The organism is Stella humosa (assembly GCF_006738645.1).
In the GTDB taxonomy this organism is placed as follows: Bacteria; Pseudomonadota; Alphaproteobacteria; order ATCC43930; family Allostellaceae; genus Allostella; species Allostella humosa.
Window position 1 is genome coordinate 5,583,766 of the sequence record NZ_AP019700.1, and the last position, 23,962, is coordinate 5,607,727.

Consider the following 23,962-nt stretch of genomic DNA (forward strand, 5'->3'; position numbering starts at 1 on the left):
TTGCCGGCCCTGTGGACAGTCTGATGGCTCGAAGCTGCCGTCCCGAAGCATCCCCGCTGGCGGCAATCCATGCCCCGACATGCGGTGGCGGGGATAGAATCCCCCAGCGTCCCCTGCATGTCTGATAGCTGTAGCCCGCTTAGGATATCCACGGGATTCACAGCCCGAGCTTTATCGAAGCTACCAGAGTTGCAGGTGCGGTTATCGACTCCCGAAGCGGCGGTCCGCCCAGACTGTGGACAACTGGGGGGGTGCGGCATCGCAACGGTAATCCCCAGCATCCACCGCACTGCTACAACCACTACCGTTTCAAAGGATTCGTTCTAGAAGGTAGTAGGAAGCAGGGGACGGGGATGAAATCGACCGGCAAGCCGCTCTATGACGCTCTGAAGGGAGTCGCCCAGGCGACGCCACCCATCTGGTTCATGCGCCAGGCCGGCCGGTACCTGCCGGAGTACCGCCAGCTTCGGGCAAAGGCCGGCAGCTTCATGCAGCTCTGCCTCGATCCCGAGAAGGCAGCCACGGTGACGCTGCAGCCGATCGACCGCTTTGGAATGGATGGGGCGATCCTCTTCTCGGATATCCTGATCGTGCCGTACGGCCTGGGGACGGACGTGTCCTTCCGGGAAGGCGAGGGTCCCGTCCTGCCCAAGCTCCGTCCAGGCGATGGCCTGCCGGTGTTCGATCCCGCGGCGTTCGCCGAGCGCACCGCGCCGATCATGGAGACGGTGCGCCTGGTGGCCGGACGGATGCCGGGGAGCACCACCCTGATCGGCTTTGCCGGGGCGCCCTGGACCGTGGCGACCTACATGGTGGAGGGCGGGTCCAGCCGGGATTTCTCTGCCACCAAGCGCTGGGCATACGGGCATCCGGGTGAGTTCCAGACGCTGATCGACCGGATCGTCGAGGCGACGATCGCCTATCTCCGGGCGCAGCTCGACGCGGGGGCCGAGGCCCTCCAGCTATTCGACTCCTGGGCGGGCGTATTGCCGCCCGAGGCGTTCCGCCGATGGAGCATCGAGCCCGCCGCGCGGATAGTCGAAGCCCTTCGCCAATCCCATCCGGGGGTTCCGCTGATCGGCTTTCCGCGTGGTGCGGGTGCCTCGATCGTGGACTATGCGGAGGCGACCGGCGTGGATGCCGTCAGCCTGGATACGGCCGTACCACTTGCCTGGGCGCGGCACTGGATGCCGGGGGTATGCCTGCAAGGCAATCTCGATCCGCAATGGCTGGTGGTCGGCGACGACGGTATGGCGGCCGAGGTGGAGCGGATTCGCGATGCCATGACCGGAGCCCCCTTCGTCTTCAACCTCGGCCACGGCATCGTGCCAGAGACACCGCCCGAGCATGTCGGGCGCGCGGTCGCCGTGCTGCGCGGCGAAGGAGTCTAGGAATGGCGCGGGTGGCGGTCGTCCTCTTCAACCTGGGCGGTCCGGATGGGCCGGCGGCGGTGAAGCCGTTCCTGGTGAACCTGTTCAGCGACCCTGCGATCATGCGGGTGCCGGGCGTGCTGCGCTGGCTGCTCGCCCGCGTCATTGCCAGGCGGCGGGCGCTGATCGCCCAGGCGAACTACGATCTGATCGGCGGCGGATCCCCGCTTCTGCCGAACACGATGGCCCAGGCTGACGCGCTGACGCAGGCCCTGGCTGACCTGGGGACCGTGCGGACCTTCGTCGCCATGCGGTACTGGCGGCCGTTTGCCGCCGATGCGGCGCGCGCGGTCGCGGACTTCAAGCCGGACCGGGTGGTCCTCCTGCCGCTCTATCCGCAGTTCTCGACGACGACCACGGCTTCGTCGCTGGCCGACTGGAAGCGGGCGGCGGACCGGGCCCGCATCACGGCGCCATCGACCAGCATCTGCTGCTATCCGCTGCAGCACGGCCTGGTTGCTGCCGAGGCGGAGCTGGTCGCGGCCGCCATCGCGGAAGCCTGCGCCGCTGGTCCGGTGCGGGTCTTGTTCTCGGCGCATGGCCTGCCGGAGAAAATCGTCGCGGCCGGCGATCCCTACCAGTGGCAGGTGGAACAGACCTCGGCTGCGGTCGCCGCCCGGGCCGGGCTGGCCGATGGCGAATGGGTCGTCTGCTACCAGAGCCGCGTCGGTCCCCTGCGCTGGATCGGGCCGTCGACGGAGGAGGAGATCGCCCGGGCCGGTCGTGACAAGGTGGCACTGGTGGTCGTACCGATCGCCTTCGTGTCGGAACATTCCGAGACGCTGGTCGAACTGGACATCGAATATCGCGAGTTGGCCCACAAGGCAGGGGTTCCGGCCTATGTCCGGTCGCCGACGGTGGGCAGTGGTGACAGGTTCATCGACGGGCTGGCCGACCTCGTGCGGGATGCCGTGGCGCGGGGGCCTGGCTGGGCGCCACCCGGCGGCCAGCGGCTCTGCCCCGGTGCGCATGGCGACTGCCCGATCCGGGCGGGTGCCGCATCATGAGCGCGGTGCTGGCTGCGCTCTATCCCTGGACGAAGGCGCTGCACATCATTGCGGTCATCTCGTGGATGGCCGGCCTGCTCTATCTGCCGCGCCTCTTCGTCTATCACTGCGCGGCCGAGCGGGGATCTTCCTCGTCCGAGACCTTCAAGGTCATGGAACGGCGCCTGCTGCGCGCCATCATGAACCCGGCCATGATCGCAGCCTATGTTTTCGGCCTGTCGCTGCTGCTGACGCCGGGCATCGTCGACTGGCAGTCGGGCTGGATCTACGCCAAGCTTGGCCTCGTGGCAGTCCTGACTTGGCACCACCACCGGCAGGCGTCGTGGATGAAGGAATTTGCCGCCGACCGCAACGAGCGACCGGCGCGGTTCTTTCGCATGCAGAACGAGGTGCCGACGCTGCTCATGATCGTCATCGTGATCATGGTCGTGGTCCGGCCATTCTGACCGGCGGGACAAGGCAAAGGCTTGTTTCTGTTTGACTCGCAGGCCGTGTCTCGCTAACTAGCCCAGAGCGCCGTCCAACCGGCGTCCCTTCAGCCCACTCCCTGCCACAGAACGAGCGGCCGTCACCGGTCGCAGCCCAGGCGGTCATTCAATCCGCCGGGGGCGCATAGCAGGCAGGAAGCCCGGGTTCCCTTCCCTTCATTACCGTCCAAGGTTCCCGGATGAACCTGCAAGAACTCAAGCGCAAGTCACCCGCTGATCTTTTGGCATATGCCGAAGAACTGCAGATCGAGAACGCGAGCAGCCTGCGTCGGCAGGACATGATGTTCGCGATCCTGAAGCAGCTGGCGGACAATGACGTTGCGATATTCGGTGATGGCGTGCTCGAGGTGCTGCAGGATGGCTTCGGCTTCCTGCGCTCGCCCGAGGCCAACTATCTGCCGGGCCCCGACGACATCTATGTCAGCCCCAGCCAGGTCCGCCGCTTCGGCCTGCGCACGGGTGACACGGTCGAGGGGCAGATCCGCGCGCCGAAGGATGGCGAGCGGTATTTCGCACTTCTCAAAGTGAATGCGATCAATTTCGAGGAGCCGGAAAAGGTCCGGCACCGCATCAACTTCGACAACCTGACCCCGCTCTATCCCGACGAGCGGCTGAAGCTGGAGATCGAGGATCCGACGCGCAAGGAATACACCACGCGCGTCATCGACCTGATCGCCCCGCTCGGCAAGGGGCAGCGCGGCCTGATCGTGGCGCCGCCCCGCACCGGCAAGACGGTGATGTTGCAGAACGTGGCGCACGCCATCTCGCGCAACCATCCCGACGTCTACCTGATCGTCCTCCTGATCGACGAGCGTCCGGAAGAAGTGACGGACATGGCGCGCTCGGTGAAGGGCGAGGTCATCAGCTCGACCTTCGACGAGCCGGCCATTCGCCACGTCCAGGTAGCCGAGATGGTCATCGAGAAGGCCAAGCGGCTGGTCGAGCACAAGCGCGATGTCGTCATCCTGCTCGATTCCATCACGCGCCTGGCGCGCGCCTACAACACCATCGTCCCATCCTCGGGCAAGGTGCTGACGGGCGGCGTCGATGCGAACGCCCTGCAACGGCCCAAGCGCTTCTTCGGTGCTGCCCGCAACATCGAGGAAGGCGGCTCGCTCACCATCGTGGCGACGGCGCTGATCGATACCGGCAGCCGCATGGACGAGGTGATCTTTGAGGAGTTCAAGGGCACCGGCAATTCCGAGATCATCCTCGACCGCAAGATCTCCGACAAGCGGACCTTCCCGGCGATCGACATCACCAAGTCGGGCACCCGCAAGGAAGAGTTGCTGGTCGACAAGAAGGTGCTTCAGAAGATGTGGGTGCTACGCCGCATCCTGATGCCGATGGGGGTCGTCGATGCAATCGACTTCCTCATCGACAAGCTGAAGCACTCGAAGACCAACAACGACTTCTTCGACCAGATGAACACCTGACAGCAGCATGGAGCGCGTTCAGCCGAACGCGCTCCACAGCATGCGCAGGGAGACGATGGCGAGGAACGCCGCGAAGACGCGGCGCATGGCGGCCTGCGGAATCGCATGCGCCAGCCGGGCCCCGACCGGCGCCATCAGCGTCTGGGTCGGCGCCAGCATGATGAAGCCAACCAGGCTGACATAGCCAAGCGACCAGGGCAGGCGGTCGGGCACGCCCCAGCCGGCGATGGCGAAGCCGATCGCGCCCGGAATACCGACGATCAGTCCCACGGCCGACGACGTGCCGATGGCGCGGCGGATCGGATAGTTGAAGAGCGTCAGCAGGGGCACCGCCAGGGTGCCGCCGCCGATCCCCATGATCGCCGAAAAGCCACCAATGCCGACGGCCATGGGGATGCGGGCAGCCCCTTCGGGCAGGCGATCGGCGACGCGTGCCTCGCCGCTGACCACCGCCATGTGGATCGCGACCACTAGAGCGACCAGGCCGAACACCGCAGTCAGGACGGCCGGCTTGGCCCCGCCGCCCAGCAGGATGCCGACGCAGGCACCGGTCAGGATCCACGGACCCCAGGACCGCAGGAACTGGTCGTCGACGGCGCCCTTGGCCCGGTGCGAGCGCATGGAGTTCCAGGCCGTCGGTATCAGCGTCGCCAGGGAGGTCGCGACGGCGGTGTGCATGCGGACCGACTCGTCCACATCCAGCAGGCCCAGGGCCATGTAGAGCATGGGCACGATGACGATGCCGCCGCCGACCCCGAGCAGGCCGGCCAGGAAGCCGGCGAAGGCGCCGACGAGCGCGGCACAGAGTGCCAGCGTCACGAGAAACAACGGATCTTGCATGGGTCAGGGCGCCAGGACTGATTCAAACGAACGGCGGCGACCTGGAGGCCGCCGCCGTGGTGCTGCATGGACCGTGCCGGATAGCCTAGGGCATCAGCAGGGTCGAGCCGGTGGTCTTGCGGCCCTCCAGGTCGCGATGGGCCTGGGCCGCGTCCTTCAGCGCATAGCGCTGCGCGATCTCGATCTTGACCGCGCCCTTCAGCACGACGTCGAAGAGATCCTTGGCCGTCTCCTCAAGGTCTGCGCGCTTGGCCGTGTAGGTCATCAGCGTGGGGCGCGTGAGGAAGAGCGAGCCCTTTGCCGCCAGGACCCCGGTGTCGAGGCCGGTCACCGGCCCGGAGGCGTTGCCGAAGGTGACCATGGTGCCGAGCGGCTGCAGGCAGTCCAGCGAGCCCATGAAGGTGTCCTTGCCGACACTGTCATAGACGACCGGCACGCCCTTGCCGCCGGTGATCTCCTTCACGCGGTCGACGAACTTCTCGCGGGTGTAGACGATCGGATGGTCGCAACCATTGGCCTTGGCCAGCGCCGCCTTGTCGTCGGATCCGACGGTGCCGATCACCGTGGCACCCAGATGCTTGGCCCACTGGCACATGATGAGGCCGACGCCGCCCGCCGCCGCATGGACGAGGATCGTGTCGCCCGCCTGTACCTTGTAGGTGCGGCGCAGCAGGTAGCGGCTGGTCATGCCCTTCAGCATGATGGCGGCCGCGGTCTCTTCCGACAGGCCCTCGGGCAGCAGGACGCAGCGATCGGCTGTCGTCAGCCGCTCAGTGGCATAGGCGCCCAGCGGGCCCGAGCCGTAGCCGACCCGGTCGCCGACCTTGAGGCCGGTCACGTCGGGACCGACCGCCGTGACCGTGCCGGCCGCCTCCAGCCCGATGCCCGACGGCAGCGGCACAGGGTAGAGGCCGCTGCGGTGGTAGGTGTCGATGTAGTTCAAGCCGACGGCGGAATTGCGGACGCGGATCTGGCCGGGGCCGGGCTCGCCGACCTGGACCTCTTCCCATTTCAGGACGTCGGGGCCGCCGGTCGCGTGGAAGCGGATCGCGTGGGCCATGGGGGTTCCTTTCGAGAGGGGCTGGGAGGGGAAAGCCGTCAGCCCAGATGGGTCTTGAAGAACGTCCGCGTCCGCTCGTTCGCGAGGTCGGCTGCGGCCCGGTCGAAATGCTCGCCGCCGATGCGGGCGAAGGCGTGGTCGACGCCCGGATAGGAATGGACGGTCACCTGCGGATGGCCGGCCAGGGCCGCCTTCACCTTGGCCTGGGCCTCGGGCGGGACGAACTTGTCCTTCTCGGCGATGTGCATGAGGAGCGGCCTGGTGATCGACTTCGCCTCGTCCACGAGGGCGTCGAGGCCGACGCCGTAGAAGGAGACGCTGCAGTCGGCGTCCGAGCGGGTTGCCATCAGGTAGGCGAGCTTGCCGCCCAGGCAGTAGCCGACGGTGCCGACCTTGCCCGTGCATTCCGGCCGGCTGCGCAGATGGTTCATGGTGGAAACGAGGTCGCTGACGCCCTTGTCGACGTCGAACCCGCCGAAGAGTTGGAAGGCCTTCTTCCATTCGGCTTCGGACTTGTCGGTGATCTGGATGCCCGGCTCCTGGCGCCAGAAGAGGTCGGGGCAAAGCGCCACATAGCCGAGCGCCGCGATCTCGTCGGAGATTTCCCGCATCACCTGGTTGACGCCGAACACTTCCTGGATGACGACGACGCCGGGGCCGCGATTGGCCTTGGGCAGCGACAGGTAGCCGGTGAACGAACCACCACCAATGGCGTCGATGGAGATGTCGGGCATGGGTATCCTCCGGTCATGAAAGGCTTCTGCAGAAGGACGGCAACCCTAGCGAAGGCGCCCTGCCATGTCATCGCCTGCCATGTCTGACGAGCCATGCGGGGCACGTTGGAGACCCATGCTTGCGGCAGATCTTCCCGCAGTCGAGCGGATCGGCGAGATCGTGCATCCGGCCTATCCCGAGGCGGCCGCAGTGCCGGCCGAGCGCCTGTCCCTGTTCCCGGCGGGCTGCTTCATCGCCGAGGGTCCGGAGATCCTGGGCTATGCCGTGTCCCATCCCGGCATCCTGGGCGTGCCGCCCGTGCTCGACAGCCTGCTGGGCGGCCTGCCGGCGGTGGCGGACTGCCTCTACCTGCACGATGTGGCACTGCTGCCGGCAGCGCGCGGCCGAGGGCTGGGGAGGATGCTGGTCGATCGACTGCTGGGATTGGCGGCGGCGCGATCGCTGCCGTGCCTGGCGCTGGTCGCGGTGAACCGGTCGGTGCCCTACTGGACGCGGCTGGGGTTCCAGCCACCGGAGGGGGCATCCGACCGGCTGCGGGCCAAGCTCGCCAGTTATGGCGGCGATGCGGCCTACCTGGTGCGGCCGGTCTAGATATCCAGCATGGCCCCTTCGAGGCCAAGCAGCCGGCGCTTCGTCATGCGCCCCTCGCCGCCGCTGAAGCCGCCCAGCCCGTGGCTGCCGGTGATGCGATGGCAGGGAATGAAGATCGGGATCGGGTTGCTGCCGCAGGCCTGCCCCACGGCACGGGCGACACCGCCGGCCACCTTGGCCAGGTCGGCATAGGTCCGCGTCTGGCCATAGGGGATGGCGCACATGCCCTGCCACACGGCCCGCTCGAACGCCGTGCCCGCCGGCATCAGGGGCAGGTCGAAATCCTGCAGGCGGCGATCGAAATAGGCGGCAAGCTGCCCGGCCGCCGCATCCAGCAAGGGCGACCGGGCGTCGCCGCCGGGACCGCGCCAGCCGGCCGCGACGACGGCACCTTCAGCCTCGGCGATGGTGAAACGACCGACCGGGGTATCGACCGAGCGATAGAGGCGAGGGGCTGCCGCCATCCTCATCGCTCCTCCAGATTGTCGCGCAGCAGGTCGGCATCGGCCAGCGGCAGCGAGCAGACGGGTCCGGCGCAGACGAACGCCGCTGGCGGATGGGGGATGCCTGTCTTGCCCGCAGCGGGGTGGCCGACGGGCAGCGATGCGCCGGGGCGGACGACCGACAGCACCCGGTCGGGCAGCGAGACGTCGAGCACGGCGCGGCGCAGGCCTTGCGTGGCGACATCGTCCTCGCCCACCAGGACGATCTGCAAGGGCCGCTCGAGGAATGCGGCGGCGTTCAGCAGGCTGGCCAGGGGGAAGAAGTTGCGCGCGACCGCGCCCGAAAAGGCGCCGACCACGGCTTCCGCCCGCGAACGGTAGCGCCCTTCGCCCGTCAACGTATGGAGGCGGGTCAGGACCTCGACCATCACGGCATTGCCGGACGGCACGGCATGGTCGTTGGCATGCTTCACGCGGGCGACGAGGTCGCGCGTGTCGGTCGCGGCGAAGAAATAGCCGGCCTCGGCCGGGTCCCAGTGGTAACGGTCGGCCTGATCGACATGGGCGCGGGCCTCGGCCAGGAAGCGCTCGTCGCCAGTGGCCTCCAGCAGCGCCAGGGCAGCCCGCGCCAGATGGGCATGGTCGTCGAGCGTCGCTGGATGGCGGGCCGCGGCATCGCACCAGGAGTGGGTGCGCCGGCCGCTGCCGTCGACCAGGCGGGCAACCACGAAATCATAGGCTTCGACGGCGGCCGCAACCCAGTCGGGCCGTTCGAAGACGAGGCCGGCATTGGCAAGCGCGGCCACGGCCATGCCGTTCCAGTCCGCCAGCACCTTGTCATCGCGGCCCGGGCGGATGCGGCCGGCGCGAACCGCCAGCAGCCGGGCCCGGCAGGCGGCCAGGAACGGCTCCTCGTCGGCGTTCCACGCCATGGATCGGCTGCGATTGAGGATCGTGCGTTCCTCCCAGTTGCCGTGCGGCGTCACATCGTAGACCGCCTTGAAGCGGGCCGCGTCGGGTCCTAGGACCTGGTCGATCTCGGCCGCCGTCCAGACGTAGAACTTGCCCTCGACGCCCTCGCTGTCGGCGTCAAGAGCGGCCGCGAACGCGGCACCTTCCACGCGCATCTCGCGCAGCAACCATTCGATGGTCTCGCGCACCCGGGCGGCATGGAGCGGCTGGCGGGTTTCCTGCCAGACCAGCGTCAGCAGGTCGATGAGCTGGGCGTTGTCGTAGAGCATCTTCTCGAAGTGCGGCACCAGCCATTCGGCATCGACCGAATAGCGCGAGAAGCCCCCACCCAGATGATCGTAGATGCCGCCCTGGGCCATGTGGTCGAGCGTCAGCAGCACCGCATGGCGGAAGGGCTGCTCACGGCGGCGGCGCCAGGCCCGCCACAGCAGCTGGATCACGAAAGGCTGCGGGAACTTGGGCGCGTCGCCGATGCCGCCATGGAAGGGATCTATCTCGCGCACCAGGCGGCGGGCGACCTGGTCGATGGCGGCAAGGCCGATGCCCGACCCGGGATGCGTCTTCGACAACTGGCCCAGCCCCTCGCGCAGGGTGGTCACGTTCTTGGCGACCTTGTCGGGATCGCGCGCGAAGGTCTCGGAGACGGCGCGCAGCACCTCCGGAAAGCCGGGGCGGCCGTAGCGTGCGGTCGGCGGGAAATAGGTGCCGCCCCAGAAGGGCTCGGCCGCCGGCGTCAGGAACATGGTGAGCGGCCAGCCGCCGCTCTCGCCCGTCAAGGCCAAGGCATGCTGGTAGATCTGGTCGAGATCGGGACGCTCCTCACGGTCGACCTTGATGTTGATGAAGAGCGCGTTCATCAGCCGCGCAATCTCGGGATCCTCGAAGCTCTCATGCGCCATGACGTGGCACCAGTGACAGGCCGCATAGCCGACCGACAGCAGGATGGGCTTGCCGGTCGTGCGCGCGAGCTCCAGTGTGGCCGCGTCCCAGGGCTGCCAGTGCACCGGGTTGTCGCGGTGCTGGCGCAGGTAAGGGCTGGTCTCGTCGCCGAGGCGGTTCTGGAGCATGCGATGTCCTCAAGGGGCGGCGGGCGTTGCCAGACGCAACGCGCGTGTCCGCCGCGTTGCGCCGGCGGCCGGGTCACTCGATAATGTGGGGAGCAATACCGGATGCTCAACCGCATTCCGGTGTCGCCGCCCGGACCCTGCCCGCCCGAGAGCGAAAGAGAGCCTGACCAATGACTTCATCCCGACCCGAGGCCGCGGGTGACCCGCCGCCCTTCTATAATTGCCATGTCTTCGCCTGCACCAACGAGCGGCCGGATGGCCACCCCCGTGGCTCCTGCAAGGGTCGCGGCGGCGAGCGGCTGCGCAACTACATGAAGGCGCGGGCCAAGGAGCTGGGCCTGTCCGATACGCGGATCAATTCCGCGGGCTGCCTCGACCGGTGCGAACTCGGGCCGACGCTGGTCGTCTATCCCGAGGGCATCTGGTACACGGCCCACAACAACGCCGACATTGACGAGATCCTCCTGGTCCACCTGATCGAGGGCGGGCGGGTCGAGCGGCTGATGCTCGCGGTCGACCAGACGGAGCCGCGACCCTGAATTCGGACGCAGCGCACGATACGATATTCGCGCTTACGACGGGTGCCGCGCGCGCCGGCGTAGCGATTGTGCGGGTTTCCGGACCCCGGGCCAGCGGCTTGGTAAGCGCGATTACGAAAAAGCCGCTGCCGCCGCCGCGCTATGCGGCGCGGCGGCGATTCTGGGGACCCGACGCGATCGACGACGGCCTTCTGCTGTGGTTCCCAGGCCCGGCCAGCTTCACCGGGGAGGACGTGGCCGAGCTCCATGTCCATGGTGGGCGGGCCGTCTACCGCGCGCTGGCCGACGCGCTGGCAGCGGCGGGCGGCCGTCCGGCCGAGCCGGGAGAGTTCACGCGACGGGCCTTTCACAACGGCAAGCTCGACCTGACGCAGGCCGAGGCAATTGCCGACTTGGTCGCGGCCGAGACGGAGGGCCAGCGCCGGCAGGCCCTGCGCCAACTCGATGGCGCGCTGGGACAGCTCTACGAAGGCTGGCGGGCCCGACTGATCGCCATGAGTGCCCGGGCCGAAGCGGCAATCGATTTTCCCGAAGAGGACCTGCCGGACGGCCTGCTGGCCGGGGTGGCCACCGATGCTGCGGTGCTGGCGGGGGAGCTGCGGCGGCACCTGGACGATGGCGGCCGGGGCGAGCGGCTGCGGGAGGGGTTCCATGTGGCGATCCTGGGCGCGCCCAATGCCGGCAAGTCGAGCCTGTTGAACGCGTTGGTCGGTCGCGCGGCCGCCATCGTGCATGAGACGGCTGGCACCACGCGCGACATCGTGGAGGCGGCGATCGACCTCAATGGGTGGCCGGTGGTCTTTTCCGACACGGCCGGTCTGCGTGTCACAGCCGATCCGGTGGAAGCCGAGGGCGTGAGAAGGGCACAGGAGCGCGCAGGCCAGGCCGATCTGAAGCTGCTGATATTCGATGGTAGCACGCAGGCCGAGCCGGACGCGGCGACGATGGTGTTCGCCGGGCCGCGCGCGCTGCTCGTCGCGAATAAATCCGATCTGGGCCTGGTAGCGGGTTCCTGTTCGATATCGGGCTGGGTCCGAGTGTCCGCGGCTACCGGGGAAGGGCTCGGTGGTCTTGCCGGGCAAATTGCGGCTGCTGCTGCGGCCGCCCTGGATGGATCGGCCCCGGCGCCGACGCGGCTGCGCCATCGCATGGCGGTCGAGACCTGTATCCAGCATCTGGACGCCATGTGCCGAGCAAGTCTGCCGGAACTGCTGGTCGAGGACCTCCGGCTGGCGGCACGCGCGCTCGCCGCAGCGGTCGGGCGGATCGACATCGAGGACGTGCTGGATGCGGTCTTCCGGGAGTTCTGCATCGGCAAATAATGTTTCACGTGAAACACGGCGTCCGATAGACAGCCGATCCCGTGGCCTGACCGACGCCTTTCGCTTGGCTCGGAACGCCGCCATCCATAGAGTGCCGGCCCATGGCCAACCAGGATCTACACCACGACGTCATCGTCATCGGCGGCGGCCATGCCGGCTGTGAGGCCGCGGCTGCAGCCGCCCGAATGGGCGCCCGGTGCCTGCTGTTGACCCACCGGCTCGATACGCTGGGTGAGATGTCCTGCAACCCGGCGATCGGCGGTCTGGCCAAGGGCCATCTCGTGCGCGAGATCGACGCACTGGATGGGTTGATGGGCCGCGTCATCGACAAGGCGGGAATCCAGTTCCGCATCCTCAACCGCAGCAAGGGGCCGGCCGTTCGTGGCCCACGCGCCCAGGCGGATCGCAAGCTGTACCGCCAGGCCATGCAAGCGGCATTGGCCGAGCAGGGGGGATTGTCCATCGTCGCGGATTCGGCCGAAGACCTTGTGCTGGATGCGGCCGGGCAGGCCGCGGGGGTTGTCGGCCGGAGCGGAACCACGTACCGGGCGGGCGCGGTCATCGTCACGACCGGCACGTTCCTGCGCGGGATGATCCACATCGGGACCGAGCAGCGGCCGGCCGGGCGGGTCGGCGAAGCGCCGGCGATCGGGTTGGCGCTGACGCTGGAGCGGGCGGGGTTTCGGCTCGGGCGGCTGAAGACGGGCACGCCGCCGCGTCTGGACGGCCGCACGATCGACTGGGCTGGTCTGGAGGCACAGCTTGGCGACGACCCGCCACCGCCTTTCTCGTTCCTGACGGAGCGTATCGACACGCCGCAGGTGGCCTGCCACGTGACCTGGACCACGCCCGCGGTGCACGCCGCGATCCGGGACAACCTGCATCGGGCGCCGCTCTATTCCGGCCAGATCGAGGGCGTCGGCCCGCGCTATTGCCCGTCGATCGAGGACAAGATCGTGCGCTTCGCCGATCGCGACCGGCATCAGATTTTCCTGGAACCCGAAGGGCTGGACGACGACACGGTCTACCCGAACGGTATCTCCACCTCCTTGCCGGAGGACGTGCAGCGGGCGATGATCGCAGCCATTCCAGGCCTGGAGCATGCGCAGATCCTGCGGCCCGGATACGCGATCGAGTACGACTATGTGGACCCCACGGAACTGCGCGGCAGTCTTGAGACCCGGCGCATACCGGGCCTGTTCCTGGCGGGGCAGATCAACGGCACCACCGGCTACGAGGAAGCGGCCGCCCAGGGGCTGATGGCCGGGATCAATGCCGCTGCATTGGCTGGGGGCGGAGCGCCCTTCATCCTCGACCGCGCGGACGGCTATATCGGCGTGATGATCGACGATCTGGTCACGCGGGGGACGAGCGAGCCCTATCGCATGTTCACGTCGCGAGCCGAGTATCGTCTGGTCTTGCGTGCCGACAATGCCGATCAGCGCCTGACGGGGCGCGGCATGGCTGTCGGCTGCGTCGGACAAGGACGGGCTACGGCCTTCGTAAGAAAGATGGATCTGCTGGCTGCTGCCCGGACTCTGGGTGCGGGCCTGACGGCGACGCCGCCGCAGTTGGCCCGGGCGGGGTTCGGCATCAACCAGGACGGCGTGCCGCGATCGGCCCTGGACCTGCTGCGGTATCCGGATGTCGGCATGGCCGACATCGAGCGCCTATGGCCCGAAATGGCCGGTCTGCGGCCGGACATCGTCGAGCAGCTGGAGATTGACGCCCGGTACGCCGGCTACGTCGAGCGGCAGGAGGCCGACATTCGCGCGTTCCGCCGGGACGAGGCGCTGACCATCCCGCCGGACATTGACTATGACGAGCTCGGCAGCCTGTCGACCGAGGCGCGGGAGAAGCTGTCGCGCACCCGGCCGGAAACTCTGGGGCAGGCCGGGCGGGTCGCGGGCGTAACGCCGGCCGCGCTGGTTGCCCTGTTGAAGCACGTTCGGCGCGCGGATCGCCGTTCGGCATGACCAGTGCTGCCCTTACAGCCAGCAGCAATGGCGCGCCGGACAATGTTTCACGTGAAACACGCGAGCGGCTGGCCATCTATGTCGACCTGCTCGGCCGCTGGAACGCGCGCATCAACCTAGTGTCGGCGAGCACCATGGCAGATCCCTGGCAGCGCCACATCTGGGACAGCGCGCAACTCCTGCCGGACGCTCTGGCGGTCGGCGGCCGGATGGCCGACCTCGGTTCAGGGGCCGGACTGCCTGGGTTGATCCTGGCCATCATGGGTCGGCCGACGGTCGCTCTGCTGGAATCCGACCAGCGCAAATGCGCCTTCCTGCGCGAAGCCGCCCGGGCAACGGCGACCGAGGTGATCATCCTGCAAGGGCGGATGGAGGCCCTGCCGCCCGCTGACGCCACCTTGGTCACCGCCCGCGCCTGCGCGCCGCTGGACCGCTTGCTGGCCCATGCCATGCGGCACCTGGTTGCCGGCGGCACGGCCCTGTTCCTCAAGGGTCGATCGGCCGACGAGGAGATCGCCGAGGCGCGGAAGACCTGGACCTTCGACGTCCACCGCCGCCCCAGCACCACGGATCCCGAAGCCTGCGTCCTGCGCCTGGAGAACATTTCCCGTGGCTGAGCCGTCCATTCGCTACCCGCGCCGGGTCATCGCCGTCGCCAACCAGAAGGGCGGGGTGGGCAAGACGACGACGGTCATCAACCTGGCCACGGCATTGGCGGCGGTCGGACATCAGGTCCTCGTGATCGATTTCGACCCCCAGGGCAATGCGTCGACCGGCCTGGGCGTGCCGCCGGCAGAGCGCCAGCGCAGTATCTACCAGGTGCTGACCGGCGAGCTCAGCCTGGACGAAGCGACCATGGCGACCCAGGTTCCCAACCTGCAGCTCGTGCCGGCGACGCGCGACCTCGTCGGTGCCGAGGTCGAGTTGATGGACGGGGAGCGGCGCGAGGCCCGGCTGCGCGACGCGCTCTTCGAAGGGGCGGCCGACATCGAGTTCGTGCTGCTGGATTGCCCGCCGTCGCTCGGCATGCTGACGGTGAACGGCCTGGTGGCGGCAGACGAGGTGCTGGTGCCGCTGCAGTGCGAGTTCCTGGCGCTGGAGGGGTTGAGCCACCTCCTGCATACGGTCGAGCGCATCCGCCGCAACCTCAACCCGCATCTGGCCATCCGCGGCATCGTCCTGACCATGTTCGACAAGCGCAACAACCTGTCCGAGGTGGTGGCCGAGGATGTCCGGGCGAACCTGGGCGGCCGGGTGTTCGATACCGTGATTCCGCGCAACGTCCGGATCTCTGAAGCGCCGTCCCATGGCCTGCCGGTGCTGCTCTACGACTGGCGATCGACCGGGGCCCAGGCGTACATGCAACTTGCCCGGGAACTACTCGGGCGATACGGAAAGGAAGCCGCATGAGCCGCGACGCGATCAAGCGCAAGCCGCTGGGCCGGGGCTTGTCCGCGCTGCTCGGCGAAACGCCGGAACTGCCGCCGGAACACGCGCCGGACAGCAGCGCGTTGCGGACCGTGCCGATCGAGCAGCTTCGCCCGGGCCGCTATCAGCCGCGGCGACAGTTCGACGAGGTGGCGATGGCCGCCCTGGTGGAATCCATCCGCGAGAAGGGCATCCTGCAGCCGATCCTGGTCCGCCGCCATGGCGAGGACGGGTGGGAGATCGTCGCGGGCGAGCGCCGCTGGCGCGCCGCCCAGGCGGCCGGCATCCATGCGGTCCCGGTTCTGATCCAGGACATGGACGACCGCGCGGCGCTGGAGATCGCGCTCGTAGAGAACGTCCAGCGGCAGGACCTGACGGCGCTCGAGGAGGCCGAGGGCTACCAGCGCCTGATCGACGAGTTCGGCCACCGCCAGGAGGACCTGGCCAAGGCCGTCGGCAAGAGCCGCAGCCATATCGCCAACACGCTGCGCCTTCTCCAGTTGCCGCCGGACGTGCGGCGTCTCGTGCAGGATGGCGCCCTGTCGGCCGGACACGGTCGCGCCCTGCTGGGGGCATCGGAGGCGGGTGAGCTGGCGCGGCGGGTCGTGGCCCAGGGCCTCAATGTCCGCCAGACCGAAAAGCTGGCGACGGCTGCCAAGGACAAGCCGGCCCGGGCGCCCGCGCCGGAATCGGACGCCGACACGCGTGCCCTGGAGCGCAGCCTGGAGGCGCAGCTCGGCCTGCGCGTCAATATCGAGCATGGCGGCCGCGGCGGCCGCCTGGTGCTGCACTATGGTTCGCTCGACCAGCTCGACGAAGTCCTGAAGCGCCTGGCGCGCTGATGGCCGCTCAACGGCGCTGGGCGACCCTTGAGAGGTCGTCGAGCGCCCGGCGGCACACCAGCTCGGCCGGGAAGACAGACCGCTTGCAGTCGGCCTCCGCGTCCGCCAGGCGCGACAGCGCATAGGTGAGCCGCCGCCGCGACCAGCGCTGGACCTGCTGGGTCAGGTGCGGGGCTTCCTTGAAATGCGGTCGGGGCCGCAGGGATTCGACGGCGGACTGGGCACTGGCCCCGGCCTCGACCGCGGCCGCCAGGGTGAACAGGCGCAGATAGTGGCGCTGCAACGCGCGCAGGACGCGAACGGGCTGCTCGCCCTCGGCGAAGACGCGGTCGAGCAACCGTTCCAGCCGCGCGCGGTCGCCGCCGGCCGTCGCCGTCACCACGGCATCCATGGCGATCTCGATGCTGTCGCCGACCACGGCGATGCAATCCTCGACGGTGATCCGGCCGCCGTCGCCGACATAGAGGGCCAGCTTGTCGGCCTCGCCGCGCAGCACGCCGCGATCGCCGCCCAGATGGGCCGCCAGCCAGCGCCCGGCCTCGCTGTCCAGGCTGACATTGTGGCGCCCAAGGGTCTCGCGCAGGACGCGCTCGAGCGCGGCACCTTCATCGACATAGCAGGGGACGGCTGCTGCCGCCGCCGCCGCCTCGAACAGCTTGCGCAGGGGGCTGGTCGCCCGCAGTTCGCCGGCTTCGGCCACGATCAGGGTATCGCCGGATGCGCCATCGCGCAGGACGCGGTCGAAGGCCGGCGCCGAGGCGTCGCTCGTCTCGCGCACGCGCACGAGGCGACGGCCGCCGACCAGCGACTGGGCCGCGGTCTCCTCGGCCAGGCGCGGCGGGTCGGCGACGATGGCAGCGCCAGTCAGCACCGACACGCGGAACGGGTCGTCCAGCTCGGACAGGACGCTGCGTCCGAGCTGGTCGGCGCGCTCGCGTACGAGGCCGGCGTCCGGGCCATAAACGAGGACGGCGCGGATGCCGGCGTCCGGCTTCTTGCAGAAGGCGTCGAGCCGGGCATTCGGAACCTTCATGACCGCCCGGAATCGCTGGTGGACGCGCTACCCAGGCGGATCAGGGCCGGACAGCGGCCTCTGGCCGGCTGAAATGCAGCGACAGGCGGGTGCGGATGTCGGCACCGATCTGGCGCAGGCCCTGTTGGCGGGCATCCTGTTCCGAGACGACGTTGGTGTAGTCGTTGATCAGGATGTCGAAGCTGGACAGGGTGCGGCTGCGCCCCTGCAGCACCACCTTGCCGTCGACCAGGGCGACCAGCCGGTACTGCGCCTCCAGCGTCAGGTTCGTGCGCGTGCGGATGTCGTCCCGGCGCAGGCCGATGTCCGAACGCTGCTCGGCCAACTGGATCTCGAGCCGGTATTGCGGATTGCCGGGCACGCCGTACGGGTTGATCTCGTCCCGCAGGTAGTTGCGCAGGTACTGCCCCGAGCGGTCGGGGATGTTGGCGATCTGCACGGTCGACAAGGCGGCCGGCACGGAGCCGCCGCCCGCACGCGGCGCATGCAAGGGCTCGAACCCGCAGGCGGCGAGCAGCATCAGCCCGACCAGGGCTATCCGGCTAGACCACGACATTGACGATCCGGTTCGGCACCACGACCACCTTCCGCGGCGGTTTACCCTCGGCGAAGCGGATGACGGCCGGCAGCTCCAGGGCGGCCCGCTCGATCAGCGCGCGATCGGCATCGCGCGGCATGTCGAGGGTGCCACGGAGCTTGCCGTTCACCTGCACCGCCAGGGTTACCATATCATCGACCAGAAGCGCAGCATCGGCTTGGGGCCAGGGCGTGTCGACCAGCAGGGCGGCGTGCCCCAGCTCCTTCCACAGCTCTTCCGACAGATGCGGCGTCATCGGGCACAGCAGCTGGGCCGCGGCCTCGCAGCCCTGGCGCAGCACCCAGGGCGCGCCCGGCAGCGCCGGGTCGAGCTCGCCCAGGCCGTTGACCAGTTCGCGGATGCGGGCGACCGCCTTGTTGAAGCGGAAACCCTCCAGGTCCTCCGTCACCGCCTGGATCGTCTTGTGCACCAGGCGCAGGGCGGCATCGCCGGCGGGGTCGATCGCATCCGGGCGCGCGGCGCCCGCAGGCGGCAGGGCCACCGGCGACTCGGTGACCATGCGCCAGACGCGATTGATGAAGCGCCAGACACCCTCGGCACCGCCATCGGTCCATTCCAGGTCCCGCTCCGGCGGGCTGTCGGACAGCAGGAAGAGGCGCGCGGTATCGGCCCCGAAGCCTTCGACGATGGCCTCCAGCCCGACCACGTTCTTCTTCGACTTGCTCATCTTCTCCGAACGCCCGACCGTCACCGGCCGGTCGCCGTCGATCGTGACGACGGCGCCGCCCTCGATGCGGCGGACCTCTTCCGGGAAGAGCCACTTGCCCTCCGGGTCCTGGTAGGTCTCGTGGCAGACCATGCCCTGGGTGAAGAGGCCTGCGAAGGGCTCCGCCATGTCGGCATAGCCGCAGCGCGACAAGGCGCGCATGAAGAAGCGCGAATAGAGCAGGTGCAGGACCGCATGCTCGACGCCGCCGATATACTGGTCGACGGGCATCCAGTAATCGACCGCCTTGCGATCGAACGCGTTCTCGTCGCGGGCCGAACAGAAGCGCAGAAAGTACCAGGACGACTCGACGAAGGTGTCGAACGTGTCGGTCTCGCGCCGGGCCGGCTTGCCGCAGGACGGGCAGGCGACGTGCTTCCAGGTCGGGTGATGGTCGAGCGGGTTGCCCGGCCGGTCGAAGGTGACGTCCTCGGGCAGGCGCACCGGCAGGTCGGACTCGGGCACCGGGACGATGCCGCAGGCTTCGCAATGGACGATCGGGATCGGGCAGCCCCAGTAGCGCTGGCGCGAGACGCCCCAGTCGCGCAGGCGGAACTGCACCTCGCCCGAGCCGCAGCCCAGCTCCTCCAGGCGGGCGATGGCCCGGCGCTTGGCCTCGGGCACGTCGAGCCCGTCGAGGAAGCGCGAATTGACCAGCACGCCGGGGTCGGTATAGGCCTCGTCGCCGATCGCCACGTCCGCGCCGCCGCCGGGCGGGGCCACGACCGGCAGGACCGGCAGCCCGTACTTGCGGGCGAAGTCGAGGTCGCGCTGGTCGTGCGCCGGGCAGCCGAAGATGGCGCCCGTGCCGTATTCCATCAGCACGAAGTTGGCGACATAGACCGGCAGGCGGATGGTCTCGTCGAACGGATGGACGGCTTTGATGCCGGTATCGAAGCCCAGCTTCTCGGCTGCCTCGATGACGGCCTCGCTGGTGCCGAGCCGGCTGCATTCCTGGATGAAGGCGGCCACGGCCGGGTTGGCGCGCGCCGCTTCCTCGGCCAGCGGGTGGTTGGGAGAGACGGCGACGAAGGAGGCGCCGAACAGCGTGTCGGGCCGCGTCGAATAGACCTCGACCGAGTCGTCGCGGCCGGCCAGGCGGAAATGGAAGCGCGCACCCTCGGACCGGCCGATCCAGTTCTCCTGCATCAGGCGCACGCGCTCGGGCCAACGATCGAGTGTCTTGATCGCGGCCAGCAGATCGTCGGCGAACTCGGTGATCTTGAAGAACCATTGCGACAGGCGCCGCCGCTCGACCGGGGCGCCGGAGCGCCAGCCGCGGCCGTCGATGACCTGCTCGTTGGCCAGCACCGTGTTCTCGACCGGGTCCCAGTTCACCCAGGATTCCTTGCGGTAGGCCAGCCCCGCCTTCAGGAAGTCCAGGAACATCTTCTGCTCATGCCGGTAGTATTCCGGATGGCAGGTGGCGATCTCGCGGTTCCAGTCGTAGGCGATGCCCATCCGCCGCAACTGGTCCCCCATCACCCCGATGTTCTCGTAGGTCCAGGTGGCAGGATGCACGCGGCTGGCGATGGCGGCGTTCTCGGCCGGCAGGCCGAAGGCGTCCCAGCCCATCGGGTGCAGCACGTTGAAGCCGCGCGCACGCTTGTAGCGCGCCAGCACGTCGCCCATCGTGTAGTTCCGCACATGGCCGACATGCAGCCGCCCGGACGGGTAGGGGAACATCTCCAGGACGTAATATTTGGGCCTGGCCGGATCCTCGGTCACGGCAAAGGCGCGGCGGTCCGCCCAGGCGGCACGCCACTTGTCTTCATTCTCGCGGACGTTGTAGCGGGACATGCGGATCGCTGCTTTTCCTGGGGTCTGTCGGTCGAAAGGCGGCCCCGTTGCTGCCGGGGCCGCCTTCGCTCTTGAATCATCGGCCCATCGCGATGGGCCGGCAGGATCGGTCGGGAAGGGGCCTACTGGGCTGCCATGCCAAGGCGCATCTGACGCGCGCGGGTCAGGATGGCGTCTTCCAGCTCGATGCCCGTCTTGGCATCCACCGGCGCATCGACCCAGGCGCCCTGCCCATCGCGGCGCTGCCGGAACACGGCCGCGCGCACGCCATCGGCTCGCAGGGTGCGGTCGAGGATGAAGATGTTCACCTTCATCCGCTCGCCCGGTTGCTGCGGGGCCGAGTACCAGTCGGTGATGATGACGCCGCCGAACGGGTCGACCTGGGCCATCGGCATGAAGGACAGCGTGTCGAGCGAGGCGCGCCACAGGAAGGTGTTGACGCCGATGCCGGCCCCGCCGCCGCCCGAGCCATCGCCGCCCGGCTGGTTGGTCCGGCTCGACCCGAACAGCCACATGCCGCTGCTCTCGCCCCAGATCGTCTCGCGCGGCTGGTTGCTGTAGACGATGTCGCTGGCACCGGTGCGCCGCGTGGGATATGCGGCCTCCGTCGTGGGGCCGCCGCCACCGCAGGCGGTGAGGCCGGCCACCAGGCCGAGGCCGAGTGCCAGGAGGGCGGGCGCCCTGCGCGAGCGGGGCCGGGTGCCGGGGGTAGTCTGACGAGCAACGATCATGTGGGCGAACTGTCCTTCCGTGGGTGCCGCGCGGTCGCAACCCCTCGAAGTCCGCGCGGGGCACCGTGCCTGGCCCCTCAACCGGCGTTTCTCTAGCACTACACGGCCAGTCCCGTCAAAACGGCAGCGCCGCAGGGCCTGTCCGGGCTAGTATTGGTGTGCGGGCGGTGATTCGTCGCCGCGATCAGCGCCCGGCGGGTTCCGCGCCTATGCGCTATATATAGGGGCTCGGGGCTTCCCCGCCCCTGTATGCGGGAAGTCCTGGTGCAAATCTGCCACAGGTGAGCCAGGGCGACACAGCCAAGCCACCTTCGCCTTGACGGTACTCCGACCTTTCTCTCAGATTGCCGTGGTGGAGCCGTTCTGCGGTTTGAAGCGAATTGCTCGCATACAGGTTCGAACGTGAAGGGGGACTTATGAAAAAGGTGTTGTTGGGCAGCACCGCCCTGATCGCCGCCGCCGTGATCGGCGTCCCGGCGATGGCTCAGTCGGCTGCCCCGGGGAAGCAGCCGCAGCCGCTGCGGCTCGGTCTCGGTGGTTACTTCCAGGCCTATGGTGTCTATGCCAGCCAGCCGGATGGCGTGGGCGAGTATGGCAACGGCCGTCGCGAATTCGACATCAAGCGCGAAGCCGAAGTGTGGTTCACGGGCTCCGTGAAGCTGGACAACGGCCTCACGGTCGGCGCCCAGATCGAGCTCGAGGCGGAAGTTTGCGCCGACCAGATCGACGAGAGCTACCTCTACTTCGAAGGCGGCTGGGGTAAGCTGGTTCTCGGTTCCGAGAACTCCGCTGGTTACCTGCTGTCCGTCGGCCCGCCGTCGGTTGATGGCAACTTCGACGGTCTCGACCCGAACTATCGCATCATCAACGGCCTCGGCGGCAGCGGTAACCTCGCTTCCGAAGCCTGGTTGGTGAACCTGTCGGGCGACGCCGAGAAGATCACGTACTTCTCGCCGAAGTTCGCCGGCTTCCAGGTCGGTGTGTCGTGGGCCCCGGATACCAAGGAAGAAGGCCCGAACACGGGTGGCTTCACCAACGGTAAGGGCGGTTCCTTCGGCGGCATGTCGTCGTCCCGTCAGTCCGGCAGCAGCGCCGGCGCGTGGGAAGACGTCGTCGCGGTCGGCGTGAACTACACGAACCGCTTCGGACCCGTCAGCTTCGCGATCAGCGGTTCGTACGAGCGTGGCGAGCTGTCCGGTTGCGGCGCGCTGGCTTGCCCGGCGAACCTCGATGACCGTCAGACCTGGGGCGCCTATGCCAAGGTCGGCTTCGCCGGCTTCGAGCTCGGCGGCGGTTACTGGGAAGACGACAACGGCCTGAAGGGCAGCAACAAGTCGTCCGCCTACGGCGGCGGTCTGACCTACGGCGTCGGTCCGTTCGTGGTCGGTGCGTCCTACCTGAACGCCGAGCGCGAGCAGGTTGGCAAGGACGACAAGATGCAGCGCGTCCTCGTCGGCGGTCGCTACACCTACGGTCCCGGCATGGACCTGCGCGCTTCGGTCCAGTGGTATGGGCTGGACTCGCAGAAGAAGGCCGGCGACGGCGACAGCTGGGCCTTCGTGCTCGGCACGACCGTCAGCTTCTGATCCTCTCCCAAAGAGAGAGTCGCGGAACGGAGGGCCGAAAGGCCCTCCGTTTTGTTTTGGAGCAATAGACCGGCGAATCGATAACGAATCGGCCGGGAATGGTGCGGCCTTATTCCCTGAGGCGCGCGTCGAAATCCTGCAGCGCCGCCAGGACGACCGTGGTTCCCATACCGCCCAGATGGGCGATGCAGGGAATCGGGTCCTGCAGCAACAGCCGCTCCACGGCAGCCGGATCGGCCGCCTGGGCCACCCGCGGCAACCGGTCCAGCGGCAGGCTGAGCGACCCCATGCAGCCCACGCGTCCGTCTGCCGCGATCCGCAGTTTCGCCAGGCCGCACGGGGCCGCGCAATCGGGCCCGACGAAGGGCACCGTCCACGGCGCGAGATTCCGGAACCGCCCCTGGAGGACCGTGGGCGGGGCGGAACTGTAGATCGCCATGCCCGGCAAGGCGAACAGCTTCGTCATATGCGCGGGCCCGCTGTCGGCCAGGACCGCATAGTCGAAATCGGCGAGCGCCCGGAGCAGCCCGCCCACGGTCGGGTAGGAATCGACGACGGGCACCCCCGCCGGCAGGCTCAGCGCCCGGTGATAGAGCCGACCCTGCTGCTGGTTGTCGTTGAGGCATAGCGTGACCTGTCCCCGGGTCGAGAGACCCGCCACCAGGGCGCCCGCGACGGCCGGCGGCAAGGTCCGCATCGGCGTCGAGGACAGCGGCATGACCGCGATCCGTGCGGGCCGGTCCTTCGGTAGCGCGCGCGCCGTGGGCGGATAGGTCGGCGCGGGCGGGATGCCGCCGAACGCCTCCAGCAGTTCCCCCTCCATGTCCACTGGCCAGATGTCGATGTCCCGCCGCGACTCCAGGTGGCCCAGGTCGACCAGGACATCGAACCGCTTCATGTCGCGGGCGCCGATCCACAGCGTGAAGACCTCGATGGCCGGGTCGGTCCGATAGATGTCGGCGGCCGACCCCGCACAGAACACGCCGACCCCGCGCAGGCGATAGCGGTCGCGCAGGGCCGCCAGGAACAGCAGGGTGCACACGTTCGACCCCAGCGCCTGGCTCGGCAGCAGGAACAGCGCGCGCTTGCCCGTGAAATCGAAGCCGGGCCACGCCTCCCGCGGCAGACAAGGCAGGCTGGTGCCGGCCGGGTCCAGGCGGAACTGCTGCGGATGGCGCGCCAGGACGTTGCGCGTGAACTGGGCCAGCGTCGTATGGCAGACTTCGCCACCACGCCCGTCCTGGGCCGTGGCGGCGTCCGTCCCAGCCTGGTGGAAGCGGAACGGGGAGTTGGGCCGGAACGACACCAGTGGCGTCCGCGTCCGCCCGCTCC

At 68.6% G+C, this 23,962-nt stretch carries 22 protein-coding genes; 12 read left to right on the forward strand and 10 right to left on the reverse strand.

Translation table 11 applies throughout. The annotated features are described in order from the left end of the window. Positions 1 to 353: 353 nt before the first annotated feature. The 4 genes from hemE to rho all read left to right on the forward strand — a co-directional run bounded on the left by hemE (position 354) and on the right by rho (position 4,361). Positions 354 to 1,391, forward strand: coding sequence for a uroporphyrinogen decarboxylase (gene hemE / locus STVA_RS26325; protein WP_123690486.1), 1,038 nt, complete (start codon positions 354 to 356; stop codon positions 1,389 to 1,391). Between the two features lie 2 nt (positions 1,392 to 1,393). After that, positions 1,394 to 2,437, forward strand: coding sequence for a ferrochelatase (gene hemH / locus STVA_RS26330; RefSeq protein ID WP_123690484.1), 1,044 nt, complete (start codon positions 1,394 to 1,396; stop codon positions 2,435 to 2,437). After that, entirely contained in the window at positions 2,434 to 2,883 is a 450-nt protein-coding gene (gene hemJ, locus STVA_RS26335) for a protoporphyrinogen oxidase HemJ (protein ID WP_123690482.1), read from the forward strand. The genes hemH and hemJ overlap by 4 nt, the downstream gene beginning before the upstream one ends. Positions 2,884 to 3,104: 221 nt before the next feature. Continuing rightward, a complete protein-coding gene (gene rho, locus STVA_RS26340; protein ID WP_123690479.1) occupies positions 3,105 to 4,361 on the forward strand; it encodes a transcription termination factor Rho in 1,257 nt (418 codons plus the stop codon). 18 nt (positions 4,362 to 4,379) lie between these two features. Here the strand turns inward: rho and STVA_RS26345 are convergent, their stop codons facing one another. The 3 genes from STVA_RS26345 to STVA_RS26355 all read right to left on the reverse strand — a co-directional run bounded on the left by STVA_RS26345 (position 4,380) and on the right by STVA_RS26355 (position 6,995). Further along, positions 4,380 to 5,201, reverse strand: coding sequence for a sulfite exporter TauE/SafE family protein (locus tag STVA_RS26345; RefSeq protein WP_123690477.1), 822 nt, complete (start codon positions 5,199 to 5,201; stop codon positions 4,380 to 4,382). Between the two features lie 85 nt (positions 5,202 to 5,286). Then, positions 5,287 to 6,261 (reverse strand): quinone oxidoreductase family protein, encoded by a 975-nt coding sequence (locus tag STVA_RS26350; protein ID WP_123690475.1) that lies wholly within the window; start codon positions 6,259 to 6,261, stop codon positions 5,287 to 5,289. 38 nt (positions 6,262 to 6,299) lie between these two features. Next, positions 6,300 to 6,995, reverse strand: coding sequence for a dienelactone hydrolase family protein (locus STVA_RS26355; RefSeq protein WP_123690473.1), 696 nt, complete (start codon positions 6,993 to 6,995; stop codon positions 6,300 to 6,302). A 115-nt stretch (positions 6,996 to 7,110) separates the two neighbouring features. Between STVA_RS26355 and STVA_RS26360 the strand changes: the two genes are divergently transcribed. Then, positions 7,111 to 7,587 carry a GNAT family N-acetyltransferase gene (locus tag STVA_RS26360; protein WP_197735745.1) on the forward strand — a complete coding sequence of 159 codons (477 nt, stop codon included), beginning with the start codon at positions 7,111 to 7,113 and terminating at the stop codon, positions 7,585 to 7,587. Here the strand turns inward: STVA_RS26360 and STVA_RS26365 are convergent. Both STVA_RS26365 and STVA_RS26370 read right to left on the reverse strand, forming a co-directional pair. After that, positions 7,584 to 8,051: a methylated-DNA--[protein]-cysteine S-methyltransferase gene (locus STVA_RS26365; protein ID WP_123690469.1), complete on the reverse strand. Its 468-nt coding sequence runs from the start codon at positions 8,049 to 8,051 to the stop codon at positions 7,584 to 7,586. The genes STVA_RS26360 and STVA_RS26365 overlap by 4 nt on opposite strands. A gap of 2 nt (positions 8,052 to 8,053) precedes the next feature. Further along, the gene (locus STVA_RS26370; RefSeq protein ID WP_123690467.1) at positions 8,054 to 10,069 is read right to left on the reverse strand and encodes a thioredoxin domain-containing protein; all 2,016 of its coding nucleotides are present in this window, start codon (positions 10,067 to 10,069) and stop codon (positions 8,054 to 8,056) included. 170 nt (positions 10,070 to 10,239) lie between these two features. Here STVA_RS26370 and STVA_RS26375 point away from each other — a divergent pair, with 170 nt between their 5' ends. The 6 genes from STVA_RS26375 to STVA_RS26400 all read left to right on the forward strand — a co-directional run bounded on the left by STVA_RS26375 (position 10,240) and on the right by STVA_RS26400 (position 16,176). Beyond that, positions 10,240 to 10,608 carry a (2Fe-2S) ferredoxin domain-containing protein gene (locus STVA_RS26375; protein WP_123690465.1) on the forward strand — a complete coding sequence of 123 codons (369 nt, stop codon included), beginning with the start codon at positions 10,240 to 10,242 and terminating at the stop codon, positions 10,606 to 10,608. 68 nt (positions 10,609 to 10,676) lie between these two features. Further along, the gene (gene mnmE, locus STVA_RS26380; protein ID WP_338092720.1) at positions 10,677 to 11,930 is read left to right on the forward strand and encodes a tRNA uridine-5-carboxymethylaminomethyl(34) synthesis GTPase MnmE; all 1,254 of its coding nucleotides are present in this window, start codon (positions 10,677 to 10,679) and stop codon (positions 11,928 to 11,930) included. Positions 11,931 to 12,031: 101 nt separating this feature from the next. Continuing rightward, on the forward strand, positions 12,032 to 13,906 hold the full coding sequence (gene mnmG, locus STVA_RS26385) for a tRNA uridine-5-carboxymethylaminomethyl(34) synthesis enzyme MnmG (protein ID WP_123690461.1): 1,875 nt from the start codon (positions 12,032 to 12,034) through the stop codon (positions 13,904 to 13,906). Further along, positions 13,903 to 14,523, forward strand: a complete 621-nt coding sequence (rsmG, locus tag STVA_RS28300; protein WP_123690459.1) for a 16S rRNA (guanine(527)-N(7))-methyltransferase RsmG — start codon at positions 13,903 to 13,905, stop codon at positions 14,521 to 14,523. The genes mnmG and rsmG overlap by 4 nt, the downstream gene beginning before the upstream one ends. Further along, complete coding sequence (locus STVA_RS26395) at positions 14,516 to 15,316, forward strand: ParA family protein (protein ID WP_245978337.1); 801 nt, start codon at positions 14,516 to 14,518, stop codon at positions 15,314 to 15,316. Before rsmG ends, STVA_RS26395 begins: the two co-directional genes overlap by 8 nt. Next, positions 15,313 to 16,176: a ParB/RepB/Spo0J family partition protein gene (locus STVA_RS26400; protein ID WP_123690456.1), complete on the forward strand. Its 864-nt coding sequence runs from the start codon at positions 15,313 to 15,315 to the stop codon at positions 16,174 to 16,176. Before STVA_RS26395 ends, STVA_RS26400 begins: the two co-directional genes overlap by 4 nt. A gap of 7 nt (positions 16,177 to 16,183) precedes the next feature. On the opposite strand, the gene holA is transcribed toward STVA_RS26400, so the two are convergent. The 4 genes from holA to STVA_RS26420 all read right to left on the reverse strand — a co-directional run bounded on the left by holA (position 16,184) and on the right by STVA_RS26420 (position 21,044). After that, positions 16,184 to 17,209, reverse strand: coding sequence for a DNA polymerase III subunit delta (gene holA, locus STVA_RS26405; protein WP_123690454.1), 1,026 nt, complete (start codon positions 17,207 to 17,209; stop codon positions 16,184 to 16,186). Between the two features lie 40 nt (positions 17,210 to 17,249). Beyond that, positions 17,250 to 17,765 (reverse strand): LPS assembly lipoprotein LptE, encoded by a 516-nt coding sequence (gene lptE / locus STVA_RS26410; protein WP_123690452.1) that lies wholly within the window; start codon positions 17,763 to 17,765, stop codon positions 17,250 to 17,252. After that, on the reverse strand, positions 17,752 to 20,313 hold the full coding sequence (gene leuS, locus STVA_RS26415) for a leucine--tRNA ligase (protein WP_123690450.1): 2,562 nt from the start codon (positions 20,311 to 20,313) through the stop codon (positions 17,752 to 17,754). Before leuS ends, lptE begins: the two co-directional genes overlap by 14 nt. A gap of 122 nt (positions 20,314 to 20,435) precedes the next feature. Next, a complete protein-coding gene (locus STVA_RS26420; RefSeq protein ID WP_123690448.1) occupies positions 20,436 to 21,044 on the reverse strand; it encodes a DUF3576 domain-containing protein in 609 nt (202 codons plus the stop codon). A gap of 416 nt (positions 21,045 to 21,460) precedes the next feature. Here STVA_RS26420 and STVA_RS26425 point away from each other — a divergent pair, with 416 nt between their 5' ends. Beyond that, complete coding sequence (locus STVA_RS26425) at positions 21,461 to 22,630, forward strand: porin (RefSeq protein ID WP_123690446.1); 1,170 nt, start codon at positions 21,461 to 21,463, stop codon at positions 22,628 to 22,630. A gap of 109 nt (positions 22,631 to 22,739) precedes the next feature. On the opposite strand, the gene STVA_RS26430 is transcribed toward STVA_RS26425, so the two are convergent. After that, on the reverse strand, positions 22,740 to 23,936 hold the full coding sequence (locus tag STVA_RS26430; protein ID WP_123690444.1) for a glycosyltransferase family protein: 1,197 nt from the start codon (positions 23,934 to 23,936) through the stop codon (positions 22,740 to 22,742). Positions 23,937 to 23,962: the final 26 nt, after the last annotated feature.

Bases quoted from the DNA above. Each gene is read 5' to 3' on its own strand.
- hemE (WP_123690486.1), top strand. From the start codon at position 354: ATGAAATCGACCGGCAAGCCGCTCTATGACGCTCTGAAGGGAGTCGCC.
- hemH (WP_123690484.1), top strand. From the start codon at position 1,394: ATGGCGCGGGTGGCGGTCGTCCTCTTCAACCTGGGCGGTCCGGATGGG.
- hemJ (WP_123690482.1), top strand. From the start codon at position 2,434: ATGAGCGCGGTGCTGGCTGCGCTCTATCCCTGGACGAAGGCGCTGCAC.
- rho (WP_123690479.1), top strand. From the start codon at position 3,105: ATGAACCTGCAAGAACTCAAGCGCAAGTCACCCGCTGATCTTTTGGCA.
- STVA_RS26345 (WP_123690477.1), bottom strand. From the start codon at position 5,201: ATGCAAGATCCGTTGTTTCTCGTGACGCTGGCACTCTGTGCCGCGCTC.
- STVA_RS26350 (WP_123690475.1), bottom strand. From the start codon at position 6,261: ATGGCCCACGCGATCCGCTTCCACGCGACCGGCGGCCCCGACGTCCTG.
- STVA_RS26355 (WP_123690473.1), bottom strand. From the start codon at position 6,995: ATGCCCGACATCTCCATCGACGCCATTGGTGGTGGTTCGTTCACCGGC.
- STVA_RS26360 (WP_197735745.1), top strand. From the start codon at position 7,111: ATGCTTGCGGCAGATCTTCCCGCAGTCGAGCGGATCGGCGAGATCGTG.
- STVA_RS26365 (WP_123690469.1), bottom strand. From the start codon at position 8,051: ATGGCGGCAGCCCCTCGCCTCTATCGCTCGGTCGATACCCCGGTCGGT.
- STVA_RS26370 (WP_123690467.1), bottom strand. From the start codon at position 10,069: ATGCTCCAGAACCGCCTCGGCGACGAGACCAGCCCTTACCTGCGCCAG.
- STVA_RS26375 (WP_123690465.1), top strand. From the start codon at position 10,240: ATGACTTCATCCCGACCCGAGGCCGCGGGTGACCCGCCGCCCTTCTAT.
- mnmG (WP_123690461.1), top strand. From the start codon at position 12,032: ATGGCCAACCAGGATCTACACCACGACGTCATCGTCATCGGCGGCGGC.
- rsmG (WP_123690459.1), top strand. From the start codon at position 13,903: ATGACCAGTGCTGCCCTTACAGCCAGCAGCAATGGCGCGCCGGACAAT.
- STVA_RS26400 (WP_123690456.1), top strand. From the start codon at position 15,313: ATGAGCCGCGACGCGATCAAGCGCAAGCCGCTGGGCCGGGGCTTGTCC.
- holA (WP_123690454.1), bottom strand. From the start codon at position 17,209: ATGAAGGTTCCGAATGCCCGGCTCGACGCCTTCTGCAAGAAGCCGGAC.
- lptE (WP_123690452.1), bottom strand. From the start codon at position 17,765: ATGTCGTGGTCTAGCCGGATAGCCCTGGTCGGGCTGATGCTGCTCGCC.
- leuS (WP_123690450.1), bottom strand. From the start codon at position 20,313: ATGTCCCGCTACAACGTCCGCGAGAATGAAGACAAGTGGCGTGCCGCC.
- STVA_RS26420 (WP_123690448.1), bottom strand. From the start codon at position 21,044: ATGATCGTTGCTCGTCAGACTACCCCCGGCACCCGGCCCCGCTCGCGC.
- STVA_RS26425 (WP_123690446.1), top strand. From the start codon at position 21,461: ATGAAAAAGGTGTTGTTGGGCAGCACCGCCCTGATCGCCGCCGCCGTG.